The following is a 24,716-nucleotide window of genomic DNA, read 5'->3' on the forward strand; positions in this document are numbered from 1 at the left end:
AACGTCATCTTTCCGCCCATGTGCCCACCCAAGTTTACTGAAATAGCCCTTGGCGGCTTTGGACTTTACCTTGTATTGCAGGCTCATCCGACTATTCCAGCCCCGAATTGGGTTCGTGTACCTTAGGCCGGGCGTTTGCCGTAAGCTTCCTCCAGATTCCGCCTCACAGCGGACACCCTTGCTCTTGGCCAACGGTAGGCGCTCGCCAGCCCCCGTTCGGGGACTCTCACCCTAAAGATGAACGCCCATGCTGGGCGCACAATAAAAAAAGAACGCTCACGGCGTTCTTTACGGCGTTCTCGAAAAGAAGATGGATAGTATCGTAGTGATCAGGCCCGGATCCGAGGATGCTGTTCCGCTATCGACCAAGAGCTCCACGAGCAAAATGGGCATGAAGATAAGGGAGAAGAGGATGAGAACAACGCCAAAGAGAAAAAATTCAAAGTATTTCATTTGAATCGCCTCCGTGACTTTATTATACACCAAGACGACCGGGAATTGGAAAATCCGGCAATATTTTAACTGAGCTTCATGTTATTTTAAGCTGCTGTTCGGGGCGATGGTTGCAGAGAGCCTCAACTTCAGATACATTATATAAAGATACGGAGCTTGAGCTTGAAAATATGCATTCTCGGCAATTTGCCGCCAATCTTAAACAAGAAGGTGATTCCCGATGTCCCTTATCTCCGAAATCATGGCCCATAACGCGGCGTTTGTGGAAAATAAAGAATACGAATCCTTCCGCACCTCCAAATTTCCCGACAAAAAAATGGTCATACTGGCCTGCATGGATACCCGGCTGGTGGAGCTTCTGCCGAAGGCAATGAATTTAAAAAACGGCGACGCCAAAATCATCAAAAATGCCGGCGCGATCGTCTCCCATCCGTTTGGGAGCATCATGCGCAGCATTCTCGTCGCCGTATACGAGATGAACGCCAAGGAAGCGATCGTCGTCGGACATCACGATTGCGGAATGGCGGCGCTTCGTTACGACCAAATCCTTGAAAAAATGCGAACGCGGGGAATTACGGAGGACGTCCTGAACACGCTGTCCAATTCCGGCATTCAGCTTAAGCCCTGGCTGACGGGTTTCGATACCGTCCGTGAGGGGGTTGAAAACAGCGTCCGGATGATCAAAAACCATCCGCTTCTTCCCAAAGATGTGGTGGTGCACGGACTGATCATTCACCCGGAAACCGGCAAGCTGGAGATTGTCGTGGACGGCTACAGTATGTCCGGCCGATAAAGCCTTGTGCGCAAGGAGGAAGCGTGTTGGACGCTTTTATTCGCGAAATGACGGACTCGCTGGATAAGCTCGTTCCCGAATGGCGGGAGCAAGTCAAAAAACGGCAGCTCAAGCTGGATGATGCCGTAAAAATCGGGGCGGAGCTTAACGCCGAGCAGCAAATCGGTTTATATGAGTTCCTGGCTGAAAATCACATGAAGCCCGAATGGTGGAACAAGGTGCTGCTGGCTTTCAAATACGACCTGCCGCGTTGGGCCGTTCGACAGATCCTGTCCATTTACCGGCTGGCGCACAAAGTCAGAAGCGAAATCATCATGTATAACGATCTGATGGATGTATTCGAGCAGCTGTTTATCGAGGAATTCGAGGCTGCGTTCTTGGAGGGCCGGCTTCCGGAGGACGAATTCAAGCTGGAGGATATCTTGAACGACTTTGAGAAAAGGCTGAAGGCTCTTCAGTCTCAGGCGCCGAACAAATCGGAGCATTACAATAAAACATACGGGGACAGTTCAACCTCGTCGCGCGACCTTCCCGGCGGCCTTCAGGGAAGCTCAAATTTCAGGCAAATCATCGGGGCGGATGAAACGGCCTCAAGCGAGGAAATGCGAAAAAAAGCCCGCCACCTGCTCAAAGTGCTCCATCCGGATCACGGAGGAAGCGCCTATTTGTTCAATTTCGTCAAACAGGCTTACGAACAGGAGGAGAATAAGGGACAGACAAAACCCCGATAATTCGAACTTCTTCCCTCGCCTATATCAAGCATAAAATTCAAGAAATGCCCCGGGATTTGACATCCGGGGAATTTCTATTGTCATACGGGCATTAATTAAACACAGCGCCGCCGTTCGGACTGATAAATTGACCGCAGAAGAAGTTGCCGTCATCGGATGCGAGCAAGACAGCCACTGGCGCAATTTCATCAATTTTGCCTAATCGTCCCAATGGAATCTCGGTTTCCTTTTCAATCCATTCAGGATCCATATCCGCTAAAATCATGTCCGTTTCAACGGGACCCGGGGCAATCGCATTGACCAGGATATCCGGCGCCAGCTCTAATGCCAAGGCGCGCGTCAGACTGTTGATCCCGCCTTTGGCAGTGACATAGTGCGTAAAATTGGCTCTGCCTTTAAGCGATAATTCGGAAGATATATTGATAATCTTTCCGACGGACCGACTGTCAAATAACGGAATAAGATATTTGGAGACAAGGAATACGCCTCTCAGGTCCACATTCATCAGCTTGTCCCATTCCTCTGTCGGCATATCCTTCAGCGGCATTTCTTTGCCTATGGTCCCTGCATTATTGACCAGAATATTGATTTTTCCAAATGTCTTTTGGATTTCATCCCGCAGCTTGACGGCATCCGCTTCATCGCCAACGTTCCCTTTTACGGCCAATGCCCTTGCACCCTTTGATTCCAGCTCCAATACAGTTTCCCTAGCCTTGGTCTCGTTCGACAAATATGTGATCACGACGTCGGCGCCTTCATCCGCAAAAGCCAAAGCTATGCCTTTTCCGATGCCCCGGCTGCCCCCGGTCACAACAGCCACTTTATTTGCTAATTTTTTTGGTCTCATTAAACCCTCCGAAAAATGGATATATAATTAATCAATTAAAATTCATGGTTTTTCAGCCATTCCGCGTAGGTGCGCATACCTTCTTCCAATTGAACGCGCGGTTCGTACCCGATCACTTCTTTTGCTCTTGAAATGTCAAAAGGCGCATTGGCATCGAGAATATCTATTGTACCGGCGCCTATTTCAATATCCGCATCCGGATACAATGCTTTTACGCGGGAAACCAGCTCGCCATAGCTGATTTGTGTGCCGCCCGTAATATTGAACACCAGCTCATTCAACTTCGGCGTATCCATCGCAAGGATGCATGCCCTAGCTACATCCGTGACATGAACATATTGGAATCGGTAATCAATGCCGGCTTCTTCTTTCGTCGGCACTCCGTCAATGGCGTTGCGCAGTAATGTTTTCATGTAGCATTGCTCGAATTGGCCAGGTCCGTAGAGCCATCCCGGTCGAAGCGAAGGGACTTCCATGCCGTACAGAGTGGAATAGACGTAAGCCATCTTTTCCGTAAACACTTTAGTGGCACCGTACGGAGTAGTCGGATTTAATGAAGCGTCCTCGCGGACAAGTCCCAGTTCCGAGTTATTCCCGTAAGCACATTCAGAGCTTAAATTGACCACGCGCTTGATGCCCAGTAGTCTCGCTGCCTCGAAAACATTGATTGTCCCGACCGCATTTGTCATCATTGTCCGGTAAGGGATATCTCTCGATAGAACCGGATGGGAAATCGCAGCGGTATGAATGATTTTCTCAATATGATGATCCCGCAAGGTTTCGATCAGGGTCGGCAAATCCCCTATATCCCCTTTAATGTATACCGCATTGGGATGTTCGCTTTCCTTTGTACGCAAATCGTAGCTGACAACATGGCCGCCTCTTTCTGCAAGCATTTCGACTAATGACTGTCCGAGGAAACCCATTCCTCCGGTAACCAATACATTCATTGTTTCACTCCTAAACAAAATTGTAAAACGGTCAACCTGATATCTTTTCTGCTGATTAAACAGGATCACCTTATGCGAAAAAAAGAGATGCAAGTCACAAAGGCTGTCAGCTTTTCTTTTTTGCATAAGGTGATCGGAGTAAACTTGCTTGGAATGATCGAATTTTGATCAGGCGGCTCCCGTTTTCTTCTGTATATTGCTGCCGCTGCCCTTTTTTCCATAGAAGATCAGCGCAATGCCAGATATCACAATCACTGTTCCGACAATCCATGCATTAGCGCCCGCGGTATATCCGATATAACCAACGACCAGAATCGCAAACATCGGGAGAATCGAGATGGCAAGCGCTTTACCAAAACTGTAGCGTTTGAACATTGCGAAAATAAAGGCTAAAGGAATCGCAATATAGTTAAATACAAGGGCAATGGTAATTACGTCATAATACCATAGAAGCTCGGACAGCGGCTTGACCCAAACAAGCACTGCGGCTACCAGGATGATGAGCAAACTCGCCAGCCACGGCACCTTATGCTTGTTTGTTATACTGATCGCGCGAGGCATGTGGCCTTCCACGCTCATTCGATACGCCGTCCTTGCACCGGAGGTCATGGAGATCTGCAAGCCTGCAGCGGAAGAGGTAATGACTACAAAAATGGCAATCCAGCTTAGGAAAGAAGGCAGATATTCATTGGCAACGGCGGCAATCGGTCCTCCCTCGCCGTTCTCCACAATGGCAGCCAGCTTGTCCACCGGCACGGCATATTGCCAGCCGATCGCGGCAAGACTGTACACGATAAAAGCGATGGACAGCACCAGCAATAAAGATCGTTGAACAGTACGAACCGGTCTTTTGGCTTCTTCGATGAAATTGATTGTCGAATCAAAGTTGGCAAGCATCCACAAGCCGAACAATACGCCCGGTCCGACAGCCGCCCAGCCGCCTGCCGCCGTTACGGAATACAGCGAAGAAAACGAAACGTCTTTGACATGCGGGCTCAAGATTCCCAAAAGCCCCAATCCTGCCACAATACCCACTTCAAAGATAAGAAAGGTTGCCGCAACCTTAGCGGTAATGGTGATCCCTCTTAATGATATTGCCAGAAAGATCAGGAGCATCAAGGTGCCGATAATTTTTGCCGAAAAGACACCGCTTACACCCGGAATCAGCGCTTGGATGTATTCGGCGCCGATCACCGCCGTCATAGCGGCAACGGCCAAGCAGTTAATGACATAAGACCATCCCAATACAGTAGCGACAGACGGGTGGATGTACTTTTCGGTAAAAGTAAACGCACCCGCAGCCGATGGCGCATGACGAGTAAGATAGATCATCGTAAAGGCGATTACCAGCATCGGGAAAAAATAGGCAATCATTATAGCCAGGGGGGCGGCATGTCCGACAATTGAATATAAAATTCCCATCGAGGAAGCAGCGACCCAGGCGGGGGCATTGAATCCCAAAGCAGACATCGTCACATCTTTCGTGCCCAGCCTTCCCTTGTTCAAGGTTGTCGGCAATTCAGTAATTTCACCTTTTTTGTCATAGCCCAAAAATTCAGAAAATCCCATGCAATCCTCTCCCTTAATTGATTTTTCTTGCTGAAGGCTATTAAGGCATCGCGCCCTATTTGGATTCAAAATAATCGGCCAGATCAATCCGCTCCATATGTTCAACCTGAAGCAGCCGATTACGCCAAGCCTTTTCAATCTCATTCATTGTGGTGAACCAAACATGCGGCTTGGCCATCATGTATTCTATCAATCTTCTTAACAGATTTATTCTTGAACTTCTGCCAGTTAATTGCGGGTGCATCGTCAAGGTAAAGCATCCGCCTTCTTCATACAAGCTATCAAATTCAGAGGTCCACAAGCGGAAAACTTTGTCAGGCTCTTCGATGGCAAATCCCATCTGCGGCTCGGCGGCGTAGGCAAATTGCTCCCAATCGTCAAGCAGCCACGTAACGGGTATTTCGAATAATTTTTCCCCATCTCCCGCATCAATGGTGTAGGGAATATCATCCCCCATCAAGCTGGAGTCAAATTTGAAATCGTATTTCTTCAGCAGCGTCGGCGTGGTCGGATTCATCTCCCACAACGGCGCCCGGTAGCCTTCGGGAAAATAACCGGCATATTTTTTAAAGACCTGCATTCCTTTGACCAATATTTCTTCTTCCTGCTCAGGCGCAAGCGTGTCAAGTCTTTCATGAAAATAGCCATGATGTCCGATAGGATGCCCGGCTTCGGCGATCCGCTCGATTACGCTCGGATCGATTTCGGCCGTTACCCCCGGGACAAAAAAATTTGCCGGCAAATCATAATCTTTCAATGTATTTAAAATACGGTTGAGGCCGACCCTGCGGCCGTATGTGCCCATTGAAAGCAGAGAGATTCTGGAATTATTCTTCTTGTCAAATGAAAAGGCTGTTTCGGCATCCACATCAAATGACAAAACGACCGCCATTTTTTTATCATTTGGCCATTTTATTCGACTCATGTTTTACCATCCCGATTTTTCAATGCCATTATGGTTATGAATTCATAGACAATAGCGGCTCCAAGCTGCGCTGTGATTTCCGATTGATCCAAAGCGGGCAAAACTTCAACCAAGTCAAAACCGACGTAATTTACAAGCGGAAGGTGTCTCACAAAGCTTAGACCTTCAACGCTGGTAAATCCGCCCGGCTCCGGAGTTCCCGTGCCCGGCGCGTAGGCGGGATCAAAGAAATCGATATCAAAGGTCAGAAATACGGGTTTATTGCCCACCCTGGATCGGATTGCTTCACTTAATTGCTTGGGCGCCAACTCGCGGGCCTCTTCGGCTGTTAATATCTGAAATCCCATTTCCTTTGCCGCATCCATGTCATCAGGACTGTATACGGTGCCTCGCAATCCGATTTGAATGGAACTGTTCGGATCGATGATTTGCTCTTCAGCCGCGCGTCTAAAAGGAGTGCCATGCGTGTATTTTTTGCCCCAGTAGTTATCCCAAGTATCGCCGTGAGCATCGAAATGCACGAGGCTCAGAGGACCGTAAACTTCCGCCAATCCCCTCAGTTCGCCCAGAGTTACGGAATGATCGCCGCCGAGCCCGATCGGAACAACGTTATGTTTGGCAAATTGTCGATAGGCCTCTTTCATAACATCGTACGAATCATGAATGTGTCCGGGGATGAGCGGCAGGTCTCCAAAATCAATTACCGAGCAATAATCAAATGGATTTATTTTATGGAATGCGTTGGCTGGTCTTAACAACATCGATATTTCCCTAATGCCGGCGGGACCGAATCTGGCTCCTGAACGATAGCTCGCCGCAGTATCAAACGGCAGGCCGACAATTGCGATATCCGCATCATTTAACTCATGCGGATCGTTTACATTCGGCAGCTTCATATACGTTCTAAGCCCCGTATAGCGGGGGCTTGCGCTATGGTGCGGCGGTCCATACTTTGGCTTGTTCATCAAATCATCCTTTTGCTCAAATGATGTATGCGCTTGCTTGATAGTGCTACTTTACTATCCCCCGGGGGAGGATGTAAATATACAAAGTATACAATGATCCGTCAAAATGTTTTACATAAAGTAAAATTTCTTCGGGCTTGAAACATTCTTCAGCTCTGTGTTTCGCGGTGAAGAAGCAGATATGCTCTTAGGGCCACTTCAATCGAAAGTCTTTTTTCCGGCAGCATGAAATCTTCGCCAAGCAGTTCCTTGATTTTTTCCAGCCTGTGATAGATCGTTTGTCTGACTATGAAAAGTTCCTGAGATGTGGCCTGCTTGGAGCCGTCATTATCCAAATACACTTTCAGCGTATGAAGAAGATCTCCACCCTTCACCCGTTCATATTCAATCAGCGGACCAAGATAGTCTGCGACAAAATCCTCAAGCGCCGCTTCATTCTCCAAATTCAGCATAAGCCTGAAAATACCGATATCTTCATAATAATAATTTGTTTTTTTCCATGCGAGCGACTGGACCTTCAGTACGTATTTCGCTTCCAAATAACTGTTGGTTGCCTCAATCCATTTCTTATAGGTGCGTCCGAAGCCGATCCGCATATCTATGGGCCTTCCCAATTTTTTCCTTTCCTCTTTCAGCGCGAGCAGAGAATCGATAACTTTGTTCAATCTCTCGTTGGGAGAGGAACCGGGCACCCGGTTAGTGGCGATGACAATCAATTGGTTGCCTTTCGCCGTCAAATAGGGGAGAAAACCATGGGATTCGAAGCTCGAACGGACGAGCAGCGAAATGTGAAAACGCAGGGCTTCCGGATCTTCTTCAAACATTTCCGGTTCGCCTTCATTGTTCTCAAAATATTCGATCAGACATACTTTGTACTCCACATTGGATAAATCGGAGGCCTTCTTTCCTAGATAAGATTGGATTTGTTCCTCGTTCCGGATTCTTCCGTTTATCAAATCATCAACCCAGATATGTTCAGAATGGAGTTTTCGTTCTTCGACATATCTTTTTCTCAGCAGATCCTGGGCCAGCGACAGCGCGGCCCTATCCAGCACGAGGAGATCGAATTCGCCCGGCAGCTTTTCCTCAAAGCACAAGGAAAGATAACCCCAGATTTGTCCCATTGCGCCGACTTCTTGCATGAGAAAATAACGTTCCCCTTCTTTCCACTGAATCAGGGGCTGCCCGGTTTGTTCACTTATTTTCGCTCCCAATTGCCGTACCGTTTGTTTCTTGTTGTCATCTCTCACGTTGACCGGAACGCATTGCGCTTTTCCATGCAGGGGAAGGAAATACACATCCGCTTTCGTGCTGCTGTGCAAGATTTTTAATATGTTCGTATTGGCCTGCGAGGTCAGGGTTGATGTGTACAATTCTCTTGATATTATCTCTAATTGCTCCAGCATTTGATGATGCCGATTGATGATTAAGGAGTGAAGATCTTGAGTAATATCGACGAATCTTACTTTTTCGGTAAATATGATCAGCGGAAAATTGTTCTCGTCGGCGATTTTTATCATTTCCGGCGTCACATGCTCAAAGTACTTCCCCTGCTCAATGCACAGACAGGAAGCTCCGTTATGGATCAATTTCTCAAGGTACTCTTCTTTCGACGTCTCCCCCGCCAATCCTACGCCGGTGGATAGAATCATCTCCTCGCCATGGATCAGCATGTCAACCTGCGACACTTCCAAAATATGAACCCAGCGAATTCTCCTCCACAAACCGTTCCGCCCCGCAACCACTTTGCAGTTTCTGAAAATCGGCCTGTCCAATATATCGTTGATCCGTATAATGAATTCCGATTCCAATGAAATCAACTCCATGACATAGGATATATAACGTGAAAATCACACCAATTGTTAAAGTGCGAAATTAAATTGTATGACATTATGTCTAATGAATCGAAAATTGCGAAGCTTTATACTTAAATTAATTTTACAATGAGTTTGATATGGATGCCAAACAAAATTCAGGAGGAACACAAATGAACGCAACCGACGAAGTTAAGAAACTATCAAACTATATCAACGGACAATGGGTCGAATCCGGCACAGAGCGATACGACGATGTTCCCAATCCCGCCACCGGGGAATTGCTTTGCCGGGTTCCGATCTCAACCCGCGGCGATCTTGAGCTGGCCGTTCAGGCGGCCAAACAAGCGTTCAAGACCTGGAGCAAGGTTCCGGTCCCCAAAAGAGCGCGCATTCTGTTCAAGTATCAGCAGCTGCTCGTGGACCATTGGGAGGAGCTCGCCAGAATGGTCACTCTGGAAAACGGCAAGAGCTACGAGGAAGCCTATGGCGAAGTGCTGCGCGGCATTGAGTGTGTGGAATTCGCCGCAGGCGTCCCCACGCTCATGATGGGCTCGGTGCTGCCGGACATCGCCAGCGAGATCGAGTCCGCCATGTACCGTTATCCGGTCGGCGTTGTCGGCGGGATTACCCCCTTCAATTTTCCGATGATGGTTCCCAGTTGGATGTTTCCGCTGGCGATCGCCTGCGGAAACACGTTCGTCCTGAAGCCTTCGGAACGCACGCCGATGCTGGCCAACCGACTGGCCGAGCTGTTTGCTGAAGCCGGGCTGCCCGACGGAGTGCTCAACATCGTCCACGGTGCTCATGATGTGGTCAACGGTCTGTTGGCCCACCCGGACGTGCGGGCGATCTCCTTTGTCGGCTCCCAGCCGGTCGCCGAATACGTCTACAAAACAGGAACTGCTCACGGAAAACGGGTGCAAGCGCTGGCCGGCGCGAAAAACCACTCGATCGTCATGCCAGATGCCGATTTGGACCATGCAGTCACACAGATTATCACCGCGGCATACGGTTCCGCCGGCGAGAGATGCATGGCCGCTTCCGTCGTCGTGACGGTTGGGGGGATCGCGGACGAGCTGGTACAGCGCCTGGCCCAGGCTGCGGACGGTCTCAACATGGGCAACGGCCTGGAGGAAGGCGTTTTTCTCGGGCCGCTCATCCGTGAAGCTCATAAGCAAAGGACCATCCAGTACATTGAGGCCGGGGAAAATCAGGGCGCTGTTCTCATCCGGGACGGCAGACAGGATGATCGGACCCACGGTCCCGGATATTTCTTGGGGCCTACCCTGTTCGACGGGGTCACCACCGAAATGAAAATTTGGCAGGATGAAATCTTTGCTCCGGTTTTGTCCATTGTTAGAGTGAACACGCTTGATGAAGCCATTGAATTGACCAATGAATCGCCGTTCGCCAACGGCGCATGCCTTTATACGCGGAGCGCGGCGAACATCCGCAAGTTCCGTGAAGAAATCGACGCAGGCATGCTCGGCGTAAATCTCGCGGTCCCCGCTCCGATGGCGTTCTTCCCTTTCTCAGGCTGGAAAAATTCGTTCTACGGGGACCTGCATGCCAACGGCAAGGACGGAGTCGAGTTTTATACCCGTAAAAAAATGATTACGGCGCGTTATAATTAAGGAGGAAACTGAATCATGATGATCGGCGTACCCAAGGAAATCAAGAACAACGAAAACCGTGTTGCCCTGACCCCTGCGGGCGTTCAAGCGTTTATCAATGCGGGGCACCAGGTGATGGTTGAAAAAAATGCAGGCGCAGGCAGCGGCTTTGACGACGACAGCTACCGCGCATCGGGCGCACAAATCCTCGATCATGCCGAAGACGTATGGAGCCGCGCGGACATGATTCTCAAAGTGAAGGAGCCGCTTCCGGAGGAATACCGGTATTTCCGCGAGAATCTCATTCTCTTTACCTACCTTCACCTCGCCGCGGCCGGCAATCTGGTTTATGAGCTGATGGACAAAAAGGTCTCCGGCATCGCTTATGAAACCATCCAATTAAAGGACGGCTCGCTGCCGCTGTTGACGCCCATGAGCGAAGTCGCCGGCAGAATGTCCGTGCAGATCGGCGCCCACTTTCTCGAAAGGGCGCAGGGCGGGCAAGGCATCCTGCTCGGCGGCGTTCCGGGGGTCCAACCGGCTCACGTCACCATCATCGGGGGCGGAATCGTCGGCACCAACGCCGCGACAATGGCTGCCGGCCTGAGAGCCAAGGTCACCATCCTGGACAACAGCGCAAAGCGTCTCCGCGAGCTTGACGATATGTTCGGCGGGCGCGCGGAAATCCTGATGTCCAACGAATACAACATCGAACGGTCGGTTGCCTCCGCGGACCTGCTGATCGGAGCGGTGCTGATTCCCGGAGCGAAAGCTCCGCGTCTGGTGTCGGAAAGCATGGTGAAGCAGATGAAACCGGGCTCGGTGATCGTCGATGTCGCCGTTGATCAGGGGGGCTGCATTGAAACGGTGGACAGAGTCACCTCGCATTCCGAGCCGACCTATGAAAAACACGGTGTTCTGCACTATTCCGTACCGAACATGCCGGGAGCGGTGCCGCGGACTTCAACCTTCGCGCTGACCAATGTGACGCTTCCTTACGCCCTGCAGCTGGCAAACAAAGGATTGATGAACGCGATTGAAGAAAACGAAGCGCTTCGTGCCGGAGTCAATGTCATGGACGGTAAAATCATTCACCCCGCAGTGGGCAGCGCCTTCCAGATGCAAACCCATTCGGTCGCCTGACGGAATTGTCACACCAAATGTATGAAAACCATATATCAGGAGGTTGGAACATGGTTTTAAACGATCAAACGAAAAGCTCCGTCAATGAACTGACGGAAAAGGATAAAGAGTATTTGTGGCATTTTATGACTCCTTACAATCCGGATGCGAAGCCGACCATTTTTACAGAAGCCGACGGTTCGTGGATTACCGATGCCGAAGGCAACCGCTACCTCGACGGAATGTCGGGGCTCTGGTGCGTCAATGTCGGCTACGGCAGAAAAGAACTTGCCGAAGCCGCTTACGAGCAACTGCAAACCATGCCCTACTATCCGCTGACGCAAAGCCACATTCCGGCGATCAAACTCGCCGAAAAATTGAACGAATGGCTGGGCGGAGAATATAAAATCATTTTCTCCAACAGCGGATCGGAAGCGAACGAAACCGCATTCAAGCTGGCGCGGCAGTACCACGCGCAGAACGGTCAGCCCGGAAGGTTCAAATTCATTTCCCGGTACAGGGCTTACCACGGAAACTCCATGGGCTCGCTCGCAGCCACCGGCCAAGCGCAAAGAAAATACAAATACGAGCCGCTGGCGCCGGGCTTCGTGCATGTCTCCCCTCCCGACTGCTACCGCTGCCCGTTCGGAAAAAGCAAAGACAGCTGCAATCTGGAGTGTGCGGAAGCGATCGACCAGGTCATCAACTGGGAATGGCCGGATACCGTTGCCGGCGTCATCATGGAGCCGGTCATTACCGGCGGGGGAATTCTCGTACCGCATGACAACTATTTGAAAAAGGTTGAGAAAAGCTGCAGAAAGCACAATGTGCTGCTGATCGTCGACGAGGTCATTTGCGGCTTCGGACGGACGGGCAAGCGCTTCGGCTTCCAGCATTACGGCGTGAAGCCGGATATCATCTCCATGGCCAAGGGCATCACCAGCGGTTATCTTCCGCTGTCGGCAACCGCTGTCCGAAAGGACATGTTCGAGCGTTTCATGGACCAGGAGGAAACCTCGCACTTCCGGCATGTCAATACGTACGGCGGAAATCCGGCCGCTTGCAGCCTCGCGCTGCGGAATCTGCAAATCATGGAGGACGAGAATCTGGTCGGGCGCTCCGCCGATTTGGGCCGGCGTCTTCAGCAGGGCCTGAACGAATTGAAGGAGCATCCGAACGTCGGGGACATCCGCGGCCTGGGCTTCCTGGTCGCCATCGAGCTGGTCATGGACAAAGCAGACAAAACGCCGGCCGCCCCTTCCATACTTGCCCAAGTCATCGGCGAATGCAGGAAAAGAGGCTTGATTATCGGCAAAAACGGCGATACGGTCAAAGGCTTCAACAATATATTGACCATCGCGCCTCCGCTGTCTTCTACCGATGAGGATCTGGATTTTATCATTCGTACACTGATCGAATCGATCAACACCCTGAACTGACTCTTTGCTTTCACACTTTGATAAAGTTAAACTTTCCGATGTGGTCCAAACGTTAAGAGCTGTCCCATAAGCAGATAAAGTCTGCTTATGGAACAGCTCTTTTTTGCTGCGCTGAAAGATATTGCTGAAAAAGAGGCAGTCGTCCAATCAGCCTGGCTTTTTTGCCATAGTATGAATATGACAAGACGAATGACTACTCGGCCAATACCCTTCAGACGTCCGATGAAATGGTTTGCTGCGCAAACCTGTAGGTCTGGCTTCTTTGAAGGACTTCGTTTGGAAGTTTTTCTTATCTCGGCAAGGAGGAGGTTCATGATGAACGACAAGGCTCAGATCAATCAATTGCTTCCGTCCGGACAGCAGCCGAACATGCCTTCCCTTCCTTCGGGAGGCATGTTCGGGGGCGGATCGGGTTTGCCTTCGCCCAGCGGCGGATCCTTTGGTTCGTCGAAGTTTTCTTTGGGAAAAGTGATGGAGTTTGTTGACAGAATGGGCGGAATTCAAGGCATTATGTCGGCAATCGAGCGGATTCAGAACATTGTTGTCACGATACAGCAGTTCGCGCCTTTAATCGCGCTGCTCATCCCTAAAAAAAAGAGTCCGCAAAATGAGCTGCCGGCCGGAGCGGCAAACAGGCCCAGAAAAAGAAGAAAAAGAAGGAAAACATACGGAAAAAGAAAAAGAGCAAGAAAATAATCGCACGATATATCCGTTTATTTTCGGCAATACCGTGATATTCGTCCGGTCAAGCACATCACCCCTATCATAAAATACGGTAGTTCCCTAGAAAGGAGGTTCCAAGTTGGCCTTTTGCTGAAGCAGAAGCCGGAGTTGAATTTGGTTTTAGCGGATACGCGGCTGTCATTTCGGTACTGTTCATTCTTTTGGCAATCGTCACTTTTCGCGGCTGGCTGTGGTAGGAACTTAAGCCAAGGGAGCAAATTGTGAAGTAAACCGAAAGGAGGTTGTTTCAATATGGCATTTGGAGGCGCAGGAGCAGGTGCGGCAGCAGGGGCAGGCTTTGGCTTTGGCGGATACGCGGCTGTCATTTTGGTGCTGTTCATTCTGTTGGCCATCGTCGTTTTCGGAGGTTGGTGGATCTAATAACCTATTAAATGATTCCAATGTTCAATTTGCAGCCGAAAGGAGGTTTTCCATATGGCATTCGGAGGCGCTGGTGCAGGCGCGGTAGCAGGAGCAGGCTTCGGTTGGGGCGGATATGCCGCTGTCATCCTCGTATTGTTCATTCTGTTGGCGATTGTCGTCTACGGCGGATGGTGGATTTGATCAGAGCTTGGCACCCAAATGAGAATTTCGCATGAAATTCGGAGGGAGGTGAAAAGCATGGCATTTGGAGGCGCAGGAGCAGCTGCAGCTGCAGGTGCAGGTTTCGGTTGGGGCGGATATGCCGCTGTCATCCTGGTATTGTTCATCCTGTTGGCAATCGTTGTTTTTGGAGGTTGGTGGATTTAACAAGAGCTTAAACCAGAGCAAAACGCCAAAGTAACCTGAAGGGAGGTTACAAAATGGCCTTAGGAGGCGGAATGTGGTTTGGCGGCCGCTATGCCGCTGTAATTCTGGTGCTGTTCATTCTGTTGGCGATTGTTGTCTATGGCGGATGGTGGATTTAGGATTCGTTCACGAAAGATTTTAACAGATAGCAAAAACGACAGAGATAACCGGCAGCATCAGACAACCGCAGCTTATTGATAAAAGGCCCCTTTCGGATGATCCGAAAGGGCCTTTCGCCGGTATTACAGAAATCCGAGAGTTACTGACGATTCAATTTTCGCGCCCGGTACGTCCACTTTAAAAGGGGCGGAGTGATGACCGTAGTGATCAACACGACGATCACAATTACGGCGAACAAGGACGGAGACAACAGCTTCGATTCCATTCCGATCGCGGCAATGATCAAAGCCACTTCTCCCCGCGACACCATGCCGGCTCCGACGATCGCAGAGCTGCGGAGATCAAATCCCGCCCATTTGGCGCCCAGTCCTGCCCCGGTCCATTTGCTGAATACGGCGGCAAAGCTCAATGCCAAGGCCAGCAGCCATTCAGATGGTCCGAGTCCGACGACCTCGGTCATCACCCCAATGCTGGTGAAGAAAACTGGTACAAAGATCGAATACGCCAAAGGCTCGACTTTATGGACAACGGCCTCCCCATGCTTCGTTCGGGCAATCGCCACGCCCGCAATATACGCCCCGATGATCGCGGCTATCCCGGCAAGCTCGGCGGTATAAGCGAATAGAAAGGCCAGTACCAAAGCTATGGACAGCCTGGCTTCAGTAACGCGCAATGGAGTAAACTTATCCATCATCCATGGAACCGCCTTCCATCCGACAAACAGGGCACCGACAAAGAATCCGGCTTTTTTGACGATCAGCGTGGACAGGCTCACATCGCCGCCAGCGAATCCCAAAACAAAGGCCAAAATCAGGACGACCACGATGTCGTCGATCACTGCCGCGCCCAGAATCGCCGTTCCTTCGCGTGAGTTCATCTTTCCCATTTCCCTTAACGTCTGCACCGAAATGCTTACGCTTGTGGCGGATAACAGAAGACCGAGAAACACGGAGGATAATGAATCCAAGCCCATCATCAATCCAGACGCGAAGCCCGCGGCCAACGGCACGGCTATGCCTCCCAGGCCGACGTAAGTGGAGATTTTTCCGGATTTCTTCAAGTCTTTCATATCCGTTTCCAAGCCTGCGATAAACATCAGCAGGATCACGCCGATTTGGCTGATTTCACTTAATACCTCAGTATTATTGATGACTCCTAAAACTGAAGGACCGAGAATCAATCCTATGATCAGTTTGCCCAACACAGACGGCTGTCCCCATCTTGCAGCGAGGTCCCCCGCCAGCTTGCTGGCCAACAGTATGACGGCCAGTTCAAAAATCAACACAGCTTTCTCCCCTTATTCTATGAATTTCGTAACGTGAATGCGCGAAAAAAGCAAAAAGGAGCCTTATATTGACAGGCTCCCCCATTGAAACGCTTTTATGCTGTTAGATTGATTCACGCTTTATATAGTACGCCTTCGGAGACACCCGGTTTCATCGCCGGTAAAATTTAGGACCATCCTTTCTTACCAGCCGCCGGAAACACTGATGGTTTCACCGGTGATCGCAGCGGCTTGCTCCGATGCGAGAAACACGCAGCAGGCGGCGACCTCCTCCGGCTTGATGAATCTTTTGAGCGCCTGCTTGGCCAGCAGATGCCGCTGCAGCGCCTCTTCCCGGGTCGTCCCGTCGTTCTCCGCCAGCTTTTGGAGCTGGTTCTCGATCAAAGAAGTACGTACGGTTCCCGGCATCACCGCATTGACGGTGATGTTGTCATTGGCCGTCTCCAGCGCCGCAGTCCGCGTCAATCCTACCACCCCGTGCTTGGCCGAAACATACGCCGCCTTAAACGGGGATGCGGTCTTTCCGTGAACCGAGGAAATATTGATGATTCTGCCAAACTGTCTTTGTTTCATATGAGGGATCGCATACTTGGTCAGCAGAAACGGTCCTTTCAGCATGACGCCGATCAGCAGATCCCATTTTTCAACGGGAAAATTCTCAATCGGATCAACGTGCTGCAAGCCTGCATTATTGACGATAACGTCGATGCGCCCCCATTCACGGACCGTCTGATCGATAAGTCTTTCCACATCTGCGGCATCGGCGACATCCAATCTCTTCGCTGCCGCCCTGCAAGCAAATTTCCCGGCAATCTCCACGGCTGATTTCTCTGCGTTTTCCAAGTCCAAATCGCACAGGATCGGCTGGTCTCCATTGGCTGCAAAAGCCTCGGCAATCGCTCTGCCGATTCCTCTGGCCGCTCCCGTCACGATGACCACTCGTTTACTCGTTTCCATGCGGTCTCCCTCCCCATCGATTAAGAAAAAAGCGCTTTCACCCTTTTGCTGTTATTATATTCCTTTTTCCAGGCAAGCTTCAAATCTACCAAACAAGTTTCATTTATCCAATCTGTACTGAGAAGTAACGCCAGACCCCGCGATCCATTTCTTTGGCCGCTCTGCCGCTCGCTTCCAGATAGTCCAACAAGCCGATCACCTCTGACATTACCAGTGAAAACTGCCGTTCCACTTCTTTGGGATACATCGTTTCAGCCAGTTGAAAAGCTGTCTTGGGCGCATCCTTCATAAGCCGTTCCAGCCGTTCCGCCTTGTCGTCAATCCTTTCCAGTCTGCGGCGAATGAGCGGCTGAAGCTCTTTGAACGGTTCGCCATGACCCGGAAATACAAGGTCGGCCTGCAGGACCAGACATTTGCGCAGCATGTCCCGATACTTCACGAGCGTCGGCATCCTTCTTCCTAACGCATCCGGCTCGACCAGCGCATTGCTGGATATATGGGGCAACACATGATCGCCAGAAAACATCACCCGATGGGTGTTGTCGAGATACACCAGGTGATCGGGAGCATGACCCGGAGTTTCCAATGCCTGATACCCCGCGAGACCTTCCCGGTTCCCTTCCGTTACCGGGAGGAGATCGGCCTGCACCTTTAAATGGGCATTATCGTGCAGCTTTCGCCGGAGATCGTCGATTTGCCGCTCTCCCGCTTGTCCGCAGCCGGATTCCTGATACAGCTGCCGGAAAAATTCAATGCGCTTGGCTAAAAATTCCGCGTCTCTTTTCATTCTCGGAATGGCATCCGGATGAACATATACAGGAACGGCCGTTTGCGAAACGATGCGGTCGATCAGGCCGACATGATCCACATGGTGATGGGTGATCAGGATCCGCCGGATATCCTTCAGGGCATATCCCGCCTCGGTAAGGGAGCGCATCAGCAACTCCCAGGCGTCATCTGTATTAACGGCTGCATCGATCAGCGCCAGTCCCGTTCCCGATCCCTCCTCCGCCAAGTACATATTCACATCCCCGACCGGATAAGGGGTCGGAACAGTTACGGGAATGATCGTTTGATTATTGATCTTTAAAATAGGCATCAAATGCACCCCGCTTTCCGCAAATTAGCCGGAGGCATAAAAAATTCCCCCGGCTGTTGAATGACTGCGCTATTTCTTCATGACCTTCTTGCGGTCCCTTCTTGCCACGCCGTCTTCATAAGCCGCGGCAATCACGGCCTCGCTCACTTTTTCCGCAACAGCTTGATTGAATACGCTGGGAATGATGTACTGCTCGTTCAATTCCTCGTCCGAGACCACCGAAGCGATGGCTTTGGCCGCCGCCAGCTTCATCCCTTCGGTCACCCGGGAAGCCCTGCAATCCAGCACCCCGCGGAACAAACCCGGGAAGCACAGCACATTGTTGATCTGATTCGGATAATCCGAGCGTCCGGTTGCCATGACTCTGACGAAGGGCTCGGCTTCATCTGGCGAAATCTCCGGCGTCGGATTGGCCATCGCAAACACGATCGGATCCTTGGCCATCCGTTTCACATCATCCGCATTGATGACTCCCGGTGCGGATACGCCGATGAACACATCCGCATCCTTGATGACTTCGGAAATGCTGCCGGATTCGCATGCCGGGTTCGTATTATGCGCATACCAGTTCCAAACCTCTCTGTCATATGTTTGACTGCGCGTCAGCGCGCCCTCGCGGTCACAGCCGATGACGTTTTTCGCACCGGCGGCCAAGAGGATTTTGGTGCTGGCAACGCCTGCCGCCCCGATCCCGGAAATCACGATTTTGCTGTCCTCCAGCTTTTTGCCGACAAGCTTCAACGCATTCAGCAGTCCTGCCAGCATGACGACCGCCGTACCGTGCTGATCGTCGTGAAACACGGGGATATCCAGCTCCTCGGTCAGTCTTTGTTCAATCTCGAAGCAGCGCGGAGAAGCGATATCCTCCAGATTGATGCCTCCGAAGGTTGGAGCCAGCGCTTTGATGATCGAGATAATTTCTTCCGTATCCTGGGTATTCAGACAAATCGGAAACGCATCGACTCCCGCCAGCTGCTTGAACAGCATGGCCTTTCCTTCCATAACGGGCATTGCCGCCTCCGGGCCGATGTTGCCCAAGCCAAGCACGGCCGAGCCGTCGGAAACGACCGCGACAGTGTTCCGCTTAATCGTCAGCGAGTACGCCCGGTAAGGTTTTTCGTGAATCGCCATGCAGACTCTGGCGACGCCGGGAGTATAAACCCGCGACAAATCGTTGCGGTTTTTGATCGGCATTTTCGGTTGAATTTCAATTTTGCCTCCGATATGCAGCAGAAAGGTTTGGTCGGAAACGTTGATGACCTTGACCCCGGGAATCTCTTCTACCAGTCTGACGATCCGATTGCTGTGGGACTGGTCATAAACATTGACTGTGATATCGCGGATCGTCGAATTTTTACCCGGCTGAATCATGTCCACAGCCACAATGTCCCCGCCGCCGTCACTGACCGCGGCAGCGATTTTCCCGAAGCTGACCTCTTCGAGGTTGATTTCCAAACGCAAAATAATGGATGTGCTCGCCCCTGTTGGAACCGCCATATTTTTTCCCCTCTCACGAAAACCTATAATAAGGACACATCTGATGTTTCTGAGGTTTTATACATCTGATGACTATATAGATTGACACATCTGATGTCTCTACTCATTAATGTAACAGAAAAGTGGTAGAGTGAAAAGCAATCTCAGCACGGCAGCCTATTCAATAATTTTTCTATGCAAATAAGATTTGTTAATCGGATGGTCCGCCGAACGTTCAAATGATCACTTCGAGTTCCATACCGCTTGGTTTGGCTCCGAGAAAATGCTGGAAAGCTTCCAATGAATCTATCACCAATAAAGGATCTATCGACTTCATGATAAAAATCAATCTCGACCTTCGAATTCCGTCCGGCCACTCATTCAAATGCTCAGGGGGGTGAATGATATGTTGGACACCATTCAATACAACAGGCCCTGCTTCGCCGACATCAAGCAGTCCTTTGACCCGAAGCAAATCCTCTCCCCGGGCATACAGCAGCATGCTCAACCACAGGCCAAAAGCGTTCCAGTCCAAGGCATCATCAAAAAGAATCGAGACAGAACGGGTAACAAGCATTCCTTGCTCATGACCGGCATCCTCCGCTCCCACACTCCTTTTGGGACGGGACGCACCGCTGCCCGCATTTTTCTCGGCGGATAGAAACAGAGCTTCGGAATCGGTCTCTCCATTAATGACTTCGAGAATTTCCGCGGAAGGATTCAAGCGCATCAACCTTTTTTTGACCGCTGTTGTTTGCTCCGCTTCAACCATGTCCGTTTTTGTGAGAATAATTTTTTCGGCCGAAGTGACTTGCTTGATCGACTCCGGCTGGCTTTCCAATTGACGAATTCCGTTGAGCGCATCGACCGTCACAATCACCAGATGGATATAGAAATGATGCTGCAGCATGGGATGTGTCAGGATGGTAAAAAGGATCGGTGCCGGATCGGCCAATCCCGTCGTCTCGATCACCACCCGGTCGATCGTTCCCAACTCGTTTCTTTGAATCCGGTTTAAAAGGGAAGACAATCCCGCAACCAAATCCTCGCGGGTGGAACAGCAGACGCAGCCGCCCTCCAGCAGCAATGTTTTTTCGTCAAGCCGTTCCAGCAGATGATGATCCAACCCCACCTTGCCGTATTCATTTACAAGAACTGCAGTACGCTTCATCTTTTCGTCCTCCAGCACTTTGGACAAGAGTGTGGTTTTGCCGCTGCCCAAAAAACCGGATACTATGATGACAGGTATTTTTTGATTGGATGCCTCTCCCATGTTTATCCCTCCGGTTTATCCTTCTTATTGAAATGCTTTAAAAAGTCGCGATCGAGAGGGTCGAGCTTGCGTCTGAGCATCTTTTCCACTGCCGGCCATAATTCTCCCATATCCTGAATGATCGTTGTATTGCCTTTGCGGTCGCGGAGCACATATTTGCTTCCGCTCCAATCATCCAGCTTCAACCCACTGAATTCCAAAAGACGGTTGGCCAAACGAACCCGGTCGGAACGCTCTCTCTGCCTGTTCCTTTGATTGCTGCCACCCACCATCACTTCACCATCCGCTGAAGCGCCTCTTCTTGTATCTGTCCAATGGATATTCATGACAAATTCACCGCATAGTACGCACATATGCTTCACCCCCAAATGATAGAGGAAAGCCGAGCACCGATATCATGCACAAACGAAACCGAATTGTTGTGCGCGATACCGCTCTCAGCTTTCTTAAATCGTATATTCCTTCGATCCGCTTACTTGTTTCTGGGATTGCGCTTAGCAAAATCGTCCGCAATCTCGTCAAAGGTAACCCAACGGACACCTTCGTGGCTGTTGATATATTCAATCAAACGCTCATGCATCAGCAGAACCTGCGGACGTCCGCTGACATCGGGATGGATCGTCATGGTGAATACGGCGTAGTCATGCTCGCGGTATACCCAATCAAATTGATCTTTCCACATTTGCTCAATATCCCTCGGATTTACGAAACCATGGCTGTTGGGCGACTTCTTGATAAACATCATCGGCGGCAGATCATCCAAATACCAGTTCGCGGGAATCTCGATCAGATCCGTTTCCGTCCCTCTCGCCAGAGGCTTCATCCAGGTTTCAGCCGGCTGCGAGTAGTCGATTCTTGTCCAGCTGTCGCCGACTCTCACGTAATAAGGGTGAAAATCGTTATGCATCAAACTGTGGTCATATTTGATCCCGTTTTTCAACAGCAATTCATTGGTGATGTTCGAAAATTCCCACCAAGGCGCTACATATCCGGTCGGGCGCTTTCCTGAAATTTTTTCAACCAGATCTATACATTTCAAAAGAACGGTTTCTTCCTGCTGCTCGGTCATGGCGATTGGATTTTCATGGGAATATCCGTGTATCCCGACTTCATGTCCCGCTTCGACCACCTTGCGGGTTTGCTCAGGGAATGTTTCAATTGAATGACCGGGAATAAACCAGGTCGTCCTCAATTTATATTTGTCGAACAGCTTGAGAAGTCTTTCCGTTCCGACCTCGCCTGCGAACAATCCCCGGGAAATATCGTCCGGCGAATCTTCCCCGCCGTAAGATCCAAGCCAACCCGCGACCGCATCAACGTCGATTCCATACGCTACAAGGATTTCTTTTTTTGCCATTTTTCTAGCCCCTTTCGAGTGATATTATTTCCAGCATTGTTTGAATACAATACTCCTCAAATCACGATGCTTTGACAGCAGCTGTTTTCGCGCCGGCTTCGATCTCCCAGTCGCGTCCTGCAGTGGTTCCCAAGTACTCATCAGAGTAACCCGATTCCACTTCGGCTTGTTTATGCTTCTTGAGGTACCAAGCTTTCATCAGGATATAATAAGCGATAAATCCCGCCGGGAAACCGACAATATACATATAATTCATGAAATAAAGCGCGAGACCGCCGCCGATAATCCAGGCAATGATGCCGGCCCAGTTGATGCCGCCGTCATATCTGAATTGGCCGTTGACGCGGTAAAGATCCTTGACATTCAAACGGCGCTTGCGGATCAGATAATAGTCGCAGATAATAATTCCGGCAACGGCCGACAGGATGGCTCCGTAATAGCCCAAATACAAGAACAGGTTATTCAGGATCGCCCACGGCTGCACGATGGTTCCGATAATTCCCGCCAATACAATACCGGAAACATAAGACAAGCGGATTTTGGCGCCCGCATTGACGAAGGTCAATGAAGCGGGAATAAGATTCGCTGCCGTATTCGTCGACCATTGAGCCAATACGACCATCAGGAGGAGAACGACATAAGTCCACCCGCTTGCAGTACCTTGAATGACATTGATCGGGTTGGCGTCGCCGGCGCCGAGAATGCTGACCGCTCCAATAATGCCCATGAAGGTTTGTACTAATGGAAGCGCTGTAATGTGCGGAATGACGTTGTTGATATTGCGTTTGAACCAGTTCTTCTCCTTGACTGGCGCTTTGATATAGCGGGTAATGTTCGGAATATCAATGGCCAGAGCAGACCAAAAGCCCATATTGGCGATCATCACCAGCAGCCAAGTCGTTGTGTTTTTGGTTCCTTCATACGTGGCGATATCAATTCCTTTGTCTGCCGCCATTCCGTTCATCCGCATGAAAATCCAAATCGATATGATGATAATCGAAGGCGCCGCGATGATCGCGAATCGGTCAATCGCCTTGATTCCCATCGCCGTGTTGACGATTTGCAGGATGGCAAAAATCACGTACCAGGTGAACCACGAATCAAAACCGGTTAAACTATTTACCAGCGCATTGATGGCAACTGCTCCGAGATAGGTTTGAATACCGAACCAGACAGCGGCCACAATCCCGCGGCTGACTGCGGGAATATGCACGCCGACCGTACCGAACGGCGCCCTCATGTAAGCGGCAAATGACAACCCGTGCTCAATCCCGATATCGCCGCTCAAGCTGCCGATAATGGCGATGATCAGGTTAGCGAAAAAAATAGCGAATCCCAACTGCCAGACCGTCATTGAATCGATTCCGTTTCCTCCGATCAGAAACGTCGCGATGATAACCGCCATGCCTACCCAAATGTTGAAGAAGCCTAACCCTGAGATAACACGGTCTTTGCTTTTGACAGGCAGGATTTCTTTTGAAATCAAGCTATTGTTCTGATTGTTGTCCATAAGATCACTCCTCTTGTTGTTTTCTAAATGTATTCATCGGAAATCAATTTGCGGTTCAAATCCCGCAAATAAGGAATCGTCCTGCGCTGCTTGGCTACCAATTGAAGATCAATTTCCGCCATGATGACCTCATCCTCTTCCAACGCCTCAGCCAACACACGACCCAACGGATCGACAATTCGGCTGTGGCCGGCGAATTCCGTCTCCGTTTTTTCCACTCCCGTCCGGTTTGCGGCGATTAAGAATGCGCCGTTCTCGAGCGCTCTTGAACGTGTGGCAAGATCCCATGCATACAATCGAGGCATTCCGAACGCAGACGGATAAACCATGATATCCGCTCCTTTCAGGCTCAGGATCCTCGAGCCTTCGGGAAAACCGACCTCATAACAAATCTGCAGGCCGACTCTGCCGTAAGGCGTTGCAAAAACCGGAAATTGATCTCCCTTGGTAAACCGTACATTCTCCTGATCCCACAAATGGGTTTTGCGATACGATCCGGCAAGGCCCTCGGGACCGACTAATACGGCGGTATCGTAGATCAACCCCTCGCTTTCGCCTTTCTCCAGTATGGCCGCAATCATATATACTCCATATTTCGATGCGATTTTCTCCATCCATTCCACAGTCGGTCCGGGGATTGGTTCAGCCAATTCCATGTCTTTTTCTTCTACCCGGTATCCGGTATTAAAAAGCTCCGGAAGAACAATCATGTTCGCATTGTTCTGTACGGCTTGCTCGACAAGTCGACTGGCTTTTTCCAAATTCCTATCCCGATCCCCCAGCACACAGTTCATCTGAATTGCCGCCACTTTTGCCAAGGTGGGATTATTCTCCATTGCATAACCTCCTATTTGAATTCATGTAAGCGCTTATGTACTGATTTTACGAGCTTTCAGCTCATCT

The 24,716-nt window shown here is 50.3% G+C and carries 24 protein-coding genes; 9 read left to right on the top strand and 15 right to left on the bottom strand.

Annotated elements, in window-relative coordinates:
• Positions 1-673: 673 nt before the first annotated feature.
• Both VF724_RS09835 and VF724_RS09840 read left to right on the top strand, forming a co-directional pair.
• Positions 674-1,246 carry a beta-class carbonic anhydrase gene (locus VF724_RS09835; protein WP_371754069.1) on the top strand — a complete coding sequence of 191 codons (573 nt, stop codon included), beginning with the start codon at positions 674-676 and terminating at the stop codon, positions 1,244-1,246.
• 26 nt (positions 1,247-1,272) lie between these two features.
• Positions 1,273-1,977, top strand: a complete 705-nt coding sequence (locus VF724_RS09840; RefSeq protein WP_371754070.1) for a molecular chaperone DnaJ — start codon at positions 1,273-1,275, stop codon at positions 1,975-1,977.
• Positions 1,978-2,068: 91 nt separating this feature from the next.
• Here VF724_RS09840 and VF724_RS09845 read toward each other — a convergent pair whose 3' ends face one another.
• From VF724_RS09845 to VF724_RS09870, 6 genes are all read right to left on the bottom strand, one after another.
• Positions 2,069-2,824 (bottom strand): SDR family NAD(P)-dependent oxidoreductase, encoded by a 756-nt coding sequence (locus tag VF724_RS09845; protein WP_371754071.1) that lies wholly within the window; start codon positions 2,822-2,824, stop codon positions 2,069-2,071.
• A 35-nt stretch (positions 2,825-2,859) separates the two neighbouring features.
• Positions 2,860-3,774 (bottom strand): NAD-dependent epimerase/dehydratase family protein, encoded by a 915-nt coding sequence (locus tag VF724_RS09850; RefSeq protein ID WP_371754072.1) that lies wholly within the window; start codon positions 3,772-3,774, stop codon positions 2,860-2,862.
• A gap of 168 nt (positions 3,775-3,942) precedes the next feature.
• On the bottom strand, positions 3,943-5,343 hold the full coding sequence (locus VF724_RS09855; RefSeq protein ID WP_371754073.1) for an APC family permease: 1,401 nt from the start codon (positions 5,341-5,343) through the stop codon (positions 3,943-3,945).
• A 55-nt stretch (positions 5,344-5,398) separates the two neighbouring features.
• The gene (locus VF724_RS09860; RefSeq protein WP_371754074.1) at positions 5,399-6,268 is read right to left on the bottom strand and encodes a polysaccharide deacetylase family protein; all 870 of its coding nucleotides are present in this window, start codon (positions 6,266-6,268) and stop codon (positions 5,399-5,401) included.
• A complete protein-coding gene (gene speB / locus VF724_RS09865) occupies positions 6,265-7,233 on the bottom strand; it encodes an agmatinase (RefSeq protein ID WP_371754075.1) in 969 nt (322 codons plus the stop codon). The genes VF724_RS09860 and speB overlap by 4 nt, the downstream gene beginning before the upstream one ends.
• A gap of 149 nt (positions 7,234-7,382) precedes the next feature.
• Positions 7,383-9,044 carry a PucR family transcriptional regulator gene (locus VF724_RS09870; RefSeq protein WP_371754076.1) on the bottom strand — a complete coding sequence of 554 codons (1,662 nt, stop codon included), beginning with the start codon at positions 9,042-9,044 and terminating at the stop codon, positions 7,383-7,385.
• Between the two features lie 176 nt (positions 9,045-9,220).
• Here VF724_RS09870 and VF724_RS09875 point away from each other — a divergent pair, with 176 nt between their 5' ends.
• The 7 genes from VF724_RS09875 (at position 9,221) to VF724_RS09905 (ending at position 14,697) form a co-directional block, all read left to right on the top strand.
• Complete coding sequence (locus VF724_RS09875; protein WP_371754077.1) at positions 9,221-10,684, top strand: CoA-acylating methylmalonate-semialdehyde dehydrogenase; 1,464 nt, start codon at positions 9,221-9,223, stop codon at positions 10,682-10,684.
• Positions 10,685-10,699: 15 nt separating this feature from the next.
• The gene (ald, locus tag VF724_RS09880; protein ID WP_371754078.1) at positions 10,700-11,806 is read left to right on the top strand and encodes an alanine dehydrogenase; all 1,107 of its coding nucleotides are present in this window, start codon (positions 10,700-10,702) and stop codon (positions 11,804-11,806) included.
• 50 nt (positions 11,807-11,856) lie between these two features.
• Positions 11,857-13,224, top strand: coding sequence for an aspartate aminotransferase family protein (locus VF724_RS09885; RefSeq protein WP_371754079.1), 1,368 nt, complete (start codon positions 11,857-11,859; stop codon positions 13,222-13,224).
• A 312-nt stretch (positions 13,225-13,536) separates the two neighbouring features.
• Positions 13,537-13,920 carry a hypothetical protein gene (locus tag VF724_RS09890; RefSeq protein WP_371754080.1) on the top strand — a complete coding sequence of 128 codons (384 nt, stop codon included), beginning with the start codon at positions 13,537-13,539 and terminating at the stop codon, positions 13,918-13,920.
• A 279-nt stretch (positions 13,921-14,199) separates the two neighbouring features.
• Positions 14,200-14,328, top strand: a complete 129-nt coding sequence (locus tag VF724_RS09895; protein ID WP_371754081.1) for a sporulation protein YjcZ — start codon at positions 14,200-14,202, stop codon at positions 14,326-14,328.
• 54 nt (positions 14,329-14,382) lie between these two features.
• The gene (locus tag VF724_RS09900) at positions 14,383-14,511 is read left to right on the top strand and encodes a sporulation protein YjcZ (protein WP_371754082.1); all 129 of its coding nucleotides are present in this window, start codon (positions 14,383-14,385) and stop codon (positions 14,509-14,511) included.
• Between the two features lie 57 nt (positions 14,512-14,568).
• Positions 14,569-14,697 carry a sporulation protein YjcZ gene (locus VF724_RS09905; protein WP_371754083.1) on the top strand — a complete coding sequence of 43 codons (129 nt, stop codon included), beginning with the start codon at positions 14,569-14,571 and terminating at the stop codon, positions 14,695-14,697.
• Between the two features lie 298 nt (positions 14,698-14,995).
• Here the strand turns inward: VF724_RS09905 and VF724_RS09910 are convergent, their stop codons facing one another.
• The 9 genes from VF724_RS09910 to VF724_RS09950 form a co-directional block, all read right to left on the bottom strand.
• Positions 14,996-16,141 (bottom strand): cation:proton antiporter, encoded by a 1,146-nt coding sequence (locus VF724_RS09910; protein ID WP_371754084.1) that lies wholly within the window; start codon positions 16,139-16,141, stop codon positions 14,996-14,998.
• Between the two features lie 183 nt (positions 16,142-16,324).
• Positions 16,325-17,098: a 3-hydroxybutyrate dehydrogenase gene (locus tag VF724_RS09915; RefSeq protein ID WP_371754085.1), complete on the bottom strand. Its 774-nt coding sequence runs from the start codon at positions 17,096-17,098 to the stop codon at positions 16,325-16,327.
• 103 nt (positions 17,099-17,201) lie between these two features.
• Positions 17,202-18,197 (bottom strand): MBL fold metallo-hydrolase, encoded by a 996-nt coding sequence (locus VF724_RS09920; protein WP_371754086.1) that lies wholly within the window; start codon positions 18,195-18,197, stop codon positions 17,202-17,204.
• 69 nt (positions 18,198-18,266) lie between these two features.
• Entirely contained in the window at positions 18,267-19,694 is a 1,428-nt protein-coding gene (locus VF724_RS09925) for an NAD-dependent malic enzyme (RefSeq protein WP_371754087.1), read from the bottom strand.
• Positions 19,695-19,908: 214 nt separating this feature from the next.
• Positions 19,909-20,946, bottom strand: coding sequence for a CobW family GTP-binding protein (locus tag VF724_RS09930; RefSeq protein WP_371754088.1), 1,038 nt, complete (start codon positions 20,944-20,946; stop codon positions 19,909-19,911).
• Positions 20,947-20,948: 2 nt separating this feature from the next.
• Positions 20,949-21,299, bottom strand: a complete 351-nt coding sequence (locus tag VF724_RS09935) for a hypothetical protein (protein WP_371754089.1) — start codon at positions 21,297-21,299, stop codon at positions 20,949-20,951.
• 119 nt (positions 21,300-21,418) lie between these two features.
• Positions 21,419-22,303: a polysaccharide deacetylase family protein gene (locus VF724_RS09940; protein WP_371754090.1), complete on the bottom strand. Its 885-nt coding sequence runs from the start codon at positions 22,301-22,303 to the stop codon at positions 21,419-21,421.
• A gap of 61 nt (positions 22,304-22,364) precedes the next feature.
• Positions 22,365-23,813 carry an NCS1 family transporter gene (locus tag VF724_RS09945; protein ID WP_371754091.1) on the bottom strand — a complete coding sequence of 483 codons (1,449 nt, stop codon included), beginning with the start codon at positions 23,811-23,813 and terminating at the stop codon, positions 22,365-22,367.
• A gap of 23 nt (positions 23,814-23,836) precedes the next feature.
• Entirely contained in the window at positions 23,837-24,649 is an 813-nt protein-coding gene (locus VF724_RS09950; protein ID WP_371754092.1) for a carbon-nitrogen hydrolase family protein, read from the bottom strand.
• Positions 24,650-24,716 lie beyond the last annotated feature (67 nt).

The sequence above is a fragment of the Ferviditalea candida genome (assembly GCF_035282765.1).
Classification (GTDB): Bacteria; Bacillota; Bacilli; order Paenibacillales; family KCTC-25726; genus Ferviditalea; species Ferviditalea candida.

What these genes read in the sequence shown, in the direction of transcription:
- VF724_RS09835 (WP_371754069.1), top strand. Translation starts at nt 674, where the DNA reads ATGTCCCTTATCTCCGAAATCATGGCCCATAACGCGGCGTTTGTGGAA.
- VF724_RS09845 (WP_371754071.1), bottom strand. Translation starts at nt 2,824, where the DNA reads ATGAGACCAAAAAAATTAGCAAATAAAGTGGCTGTTGTGACCGGGGGC.
- VF724_RS09850 (WP_371754072.1), bottom strand. Translation starts at nt 3,774, where the DNA reads ATGAATGTATTGGTTACCGGAGGAATGGGTTTCCTCGGACAGTCATTA.
- VF724_RS09855 (WP_371754073.1), bottom strand. Translation starts at nt 5,343, where the DNA reads ATGGGATTTTCTGAATTTTTGGGCTATGACAAAAAAGGTGAAATTACT.
- VF724_RS09860 (WP_371754074.1), bottom strand. Translation starts at nt 6,268, where the DNA reads ATGAGTCGAATAAAATGGCCAAATGATAAAAAAATGGCGGTCGTTTTG.
- speB (WP_371754075.1), bottom strand. Translation starts at nt 7,233, where the DNA reads ATGAACAAGCCAAAGTATGGACCGCCGCACCATAGCGCAAGCCCCCGC.
- VF724_RS09875 (WP_371754077.1), top strand. Translation starts at nt 9,221, where the DNA reads ATGAACGCAACCGACGAAGTTAAGAAACTATCAAACTATATCAACGGA.
- ald (WP_371754078.1), top strand. Translation starts at nt 10,700, where the DNA reads ATGATGATCGGCGTACCCAAGGAAATCAAGAACAACGAAAACCGTGTT.
- VF724_RS09885 (WP_371754079.1), top strand. Translation starts at nt 11,857, where the DNA reads ATGGTTTTAAACGATCAAACGAAAAGCTCCGTCAATGAACTGACGGAA.
- VF724_RS09890 (WP_371754080.1), top strand. Translation starts at nt 13,537, where the DNA reads ATGATGAACGACAAGGCTCAGATCAATCAATTGCTTCCGTCCGGACAG.
- VF724_RS09895 (WP_371754081.1), top strand. Translation starts at nt 14,200, where the DNA reads ATGGCATTTGGAGGCGCAGGAGCAGGTGCGGCAGCAGGGGCAGGCTTT.
- VF724_RS09900 (WP_371754082.1), top strand. Translation starts at nt 14,383, where the DNA reads ATGGCATTCGGAGGCGCTGGTGCAGGCGCGGTAGCAGGAGCAGGCTTC.
- VF724_RS09905 (WP_371754083.1), top strand. Translation starts at nt 14,569, where the DNA reads ATGGCATTTGGAGGCGCAGGAGCAGCTGCAGCTGCAGGTGCAGGTTTC.
- VF724_RS09915 (WP_371754085.1), bottom strand. Translation starts at nt 17,098, where the DNA reads ATGGAAACGAGTAAACGAGTGGTCATCGTGACGGGAGCGGCCAGAGGA.
- VF724_RS09920 (WP_371754086.1), bottom strand. Translation starts at nt 18,197, where the DNA reads ATGCCTATTTTAAAGATCAATAATCAAACGATCATTCCCGTAACTGTT.
- VF724_RS09925 (WP_371754087.1), bottom strand. Translation starts at nt 19,694, where the DNA reads ATGGCGGTTCCAACAGGGGCGAGCACATCCATTATTTTGCGTTTGGAA.
- VF724_RS09930 (WP_371754088.1), bottom strand. Translation starts at nt 20,946, where the DNA reads ATGGGAGAGGCATCCAATCAAAAAATACCTGTCATCATAGTATCCGGT.
- VF724_RS09935 (WP_371754089.1), bottom strand. Translation starts at nt 21,299, where the DNA reads ATGTGCGTACTATGCGGTGAATTTGTCATGAATATCCATTGGACAGAT.
- VF724_RS09940 (WP_371754090.1), bottom strand. Translation starts at nt 22,303, where the DNA reads ATGGCAAAAAAAGAAATCCTTGTAGCGTATGGAATCGACGTTGATGCG.
- VF724_RS09945 (WP_371754091.1), bottom strand. Translation starts at nt 23,813, where the DNA reads ATGGACAACAATCAGAACAATAGCTTGATTTCAAAAGAAATCCTGCCT.
- VF724_RS09950 (WP_371754092.1), bottom strand. Translation starts at nt 24,649, where the DNA reads ATGGAGAATAATCCCACCTTGGCAAAAGTGGCGGCAATTCAGATGAAC.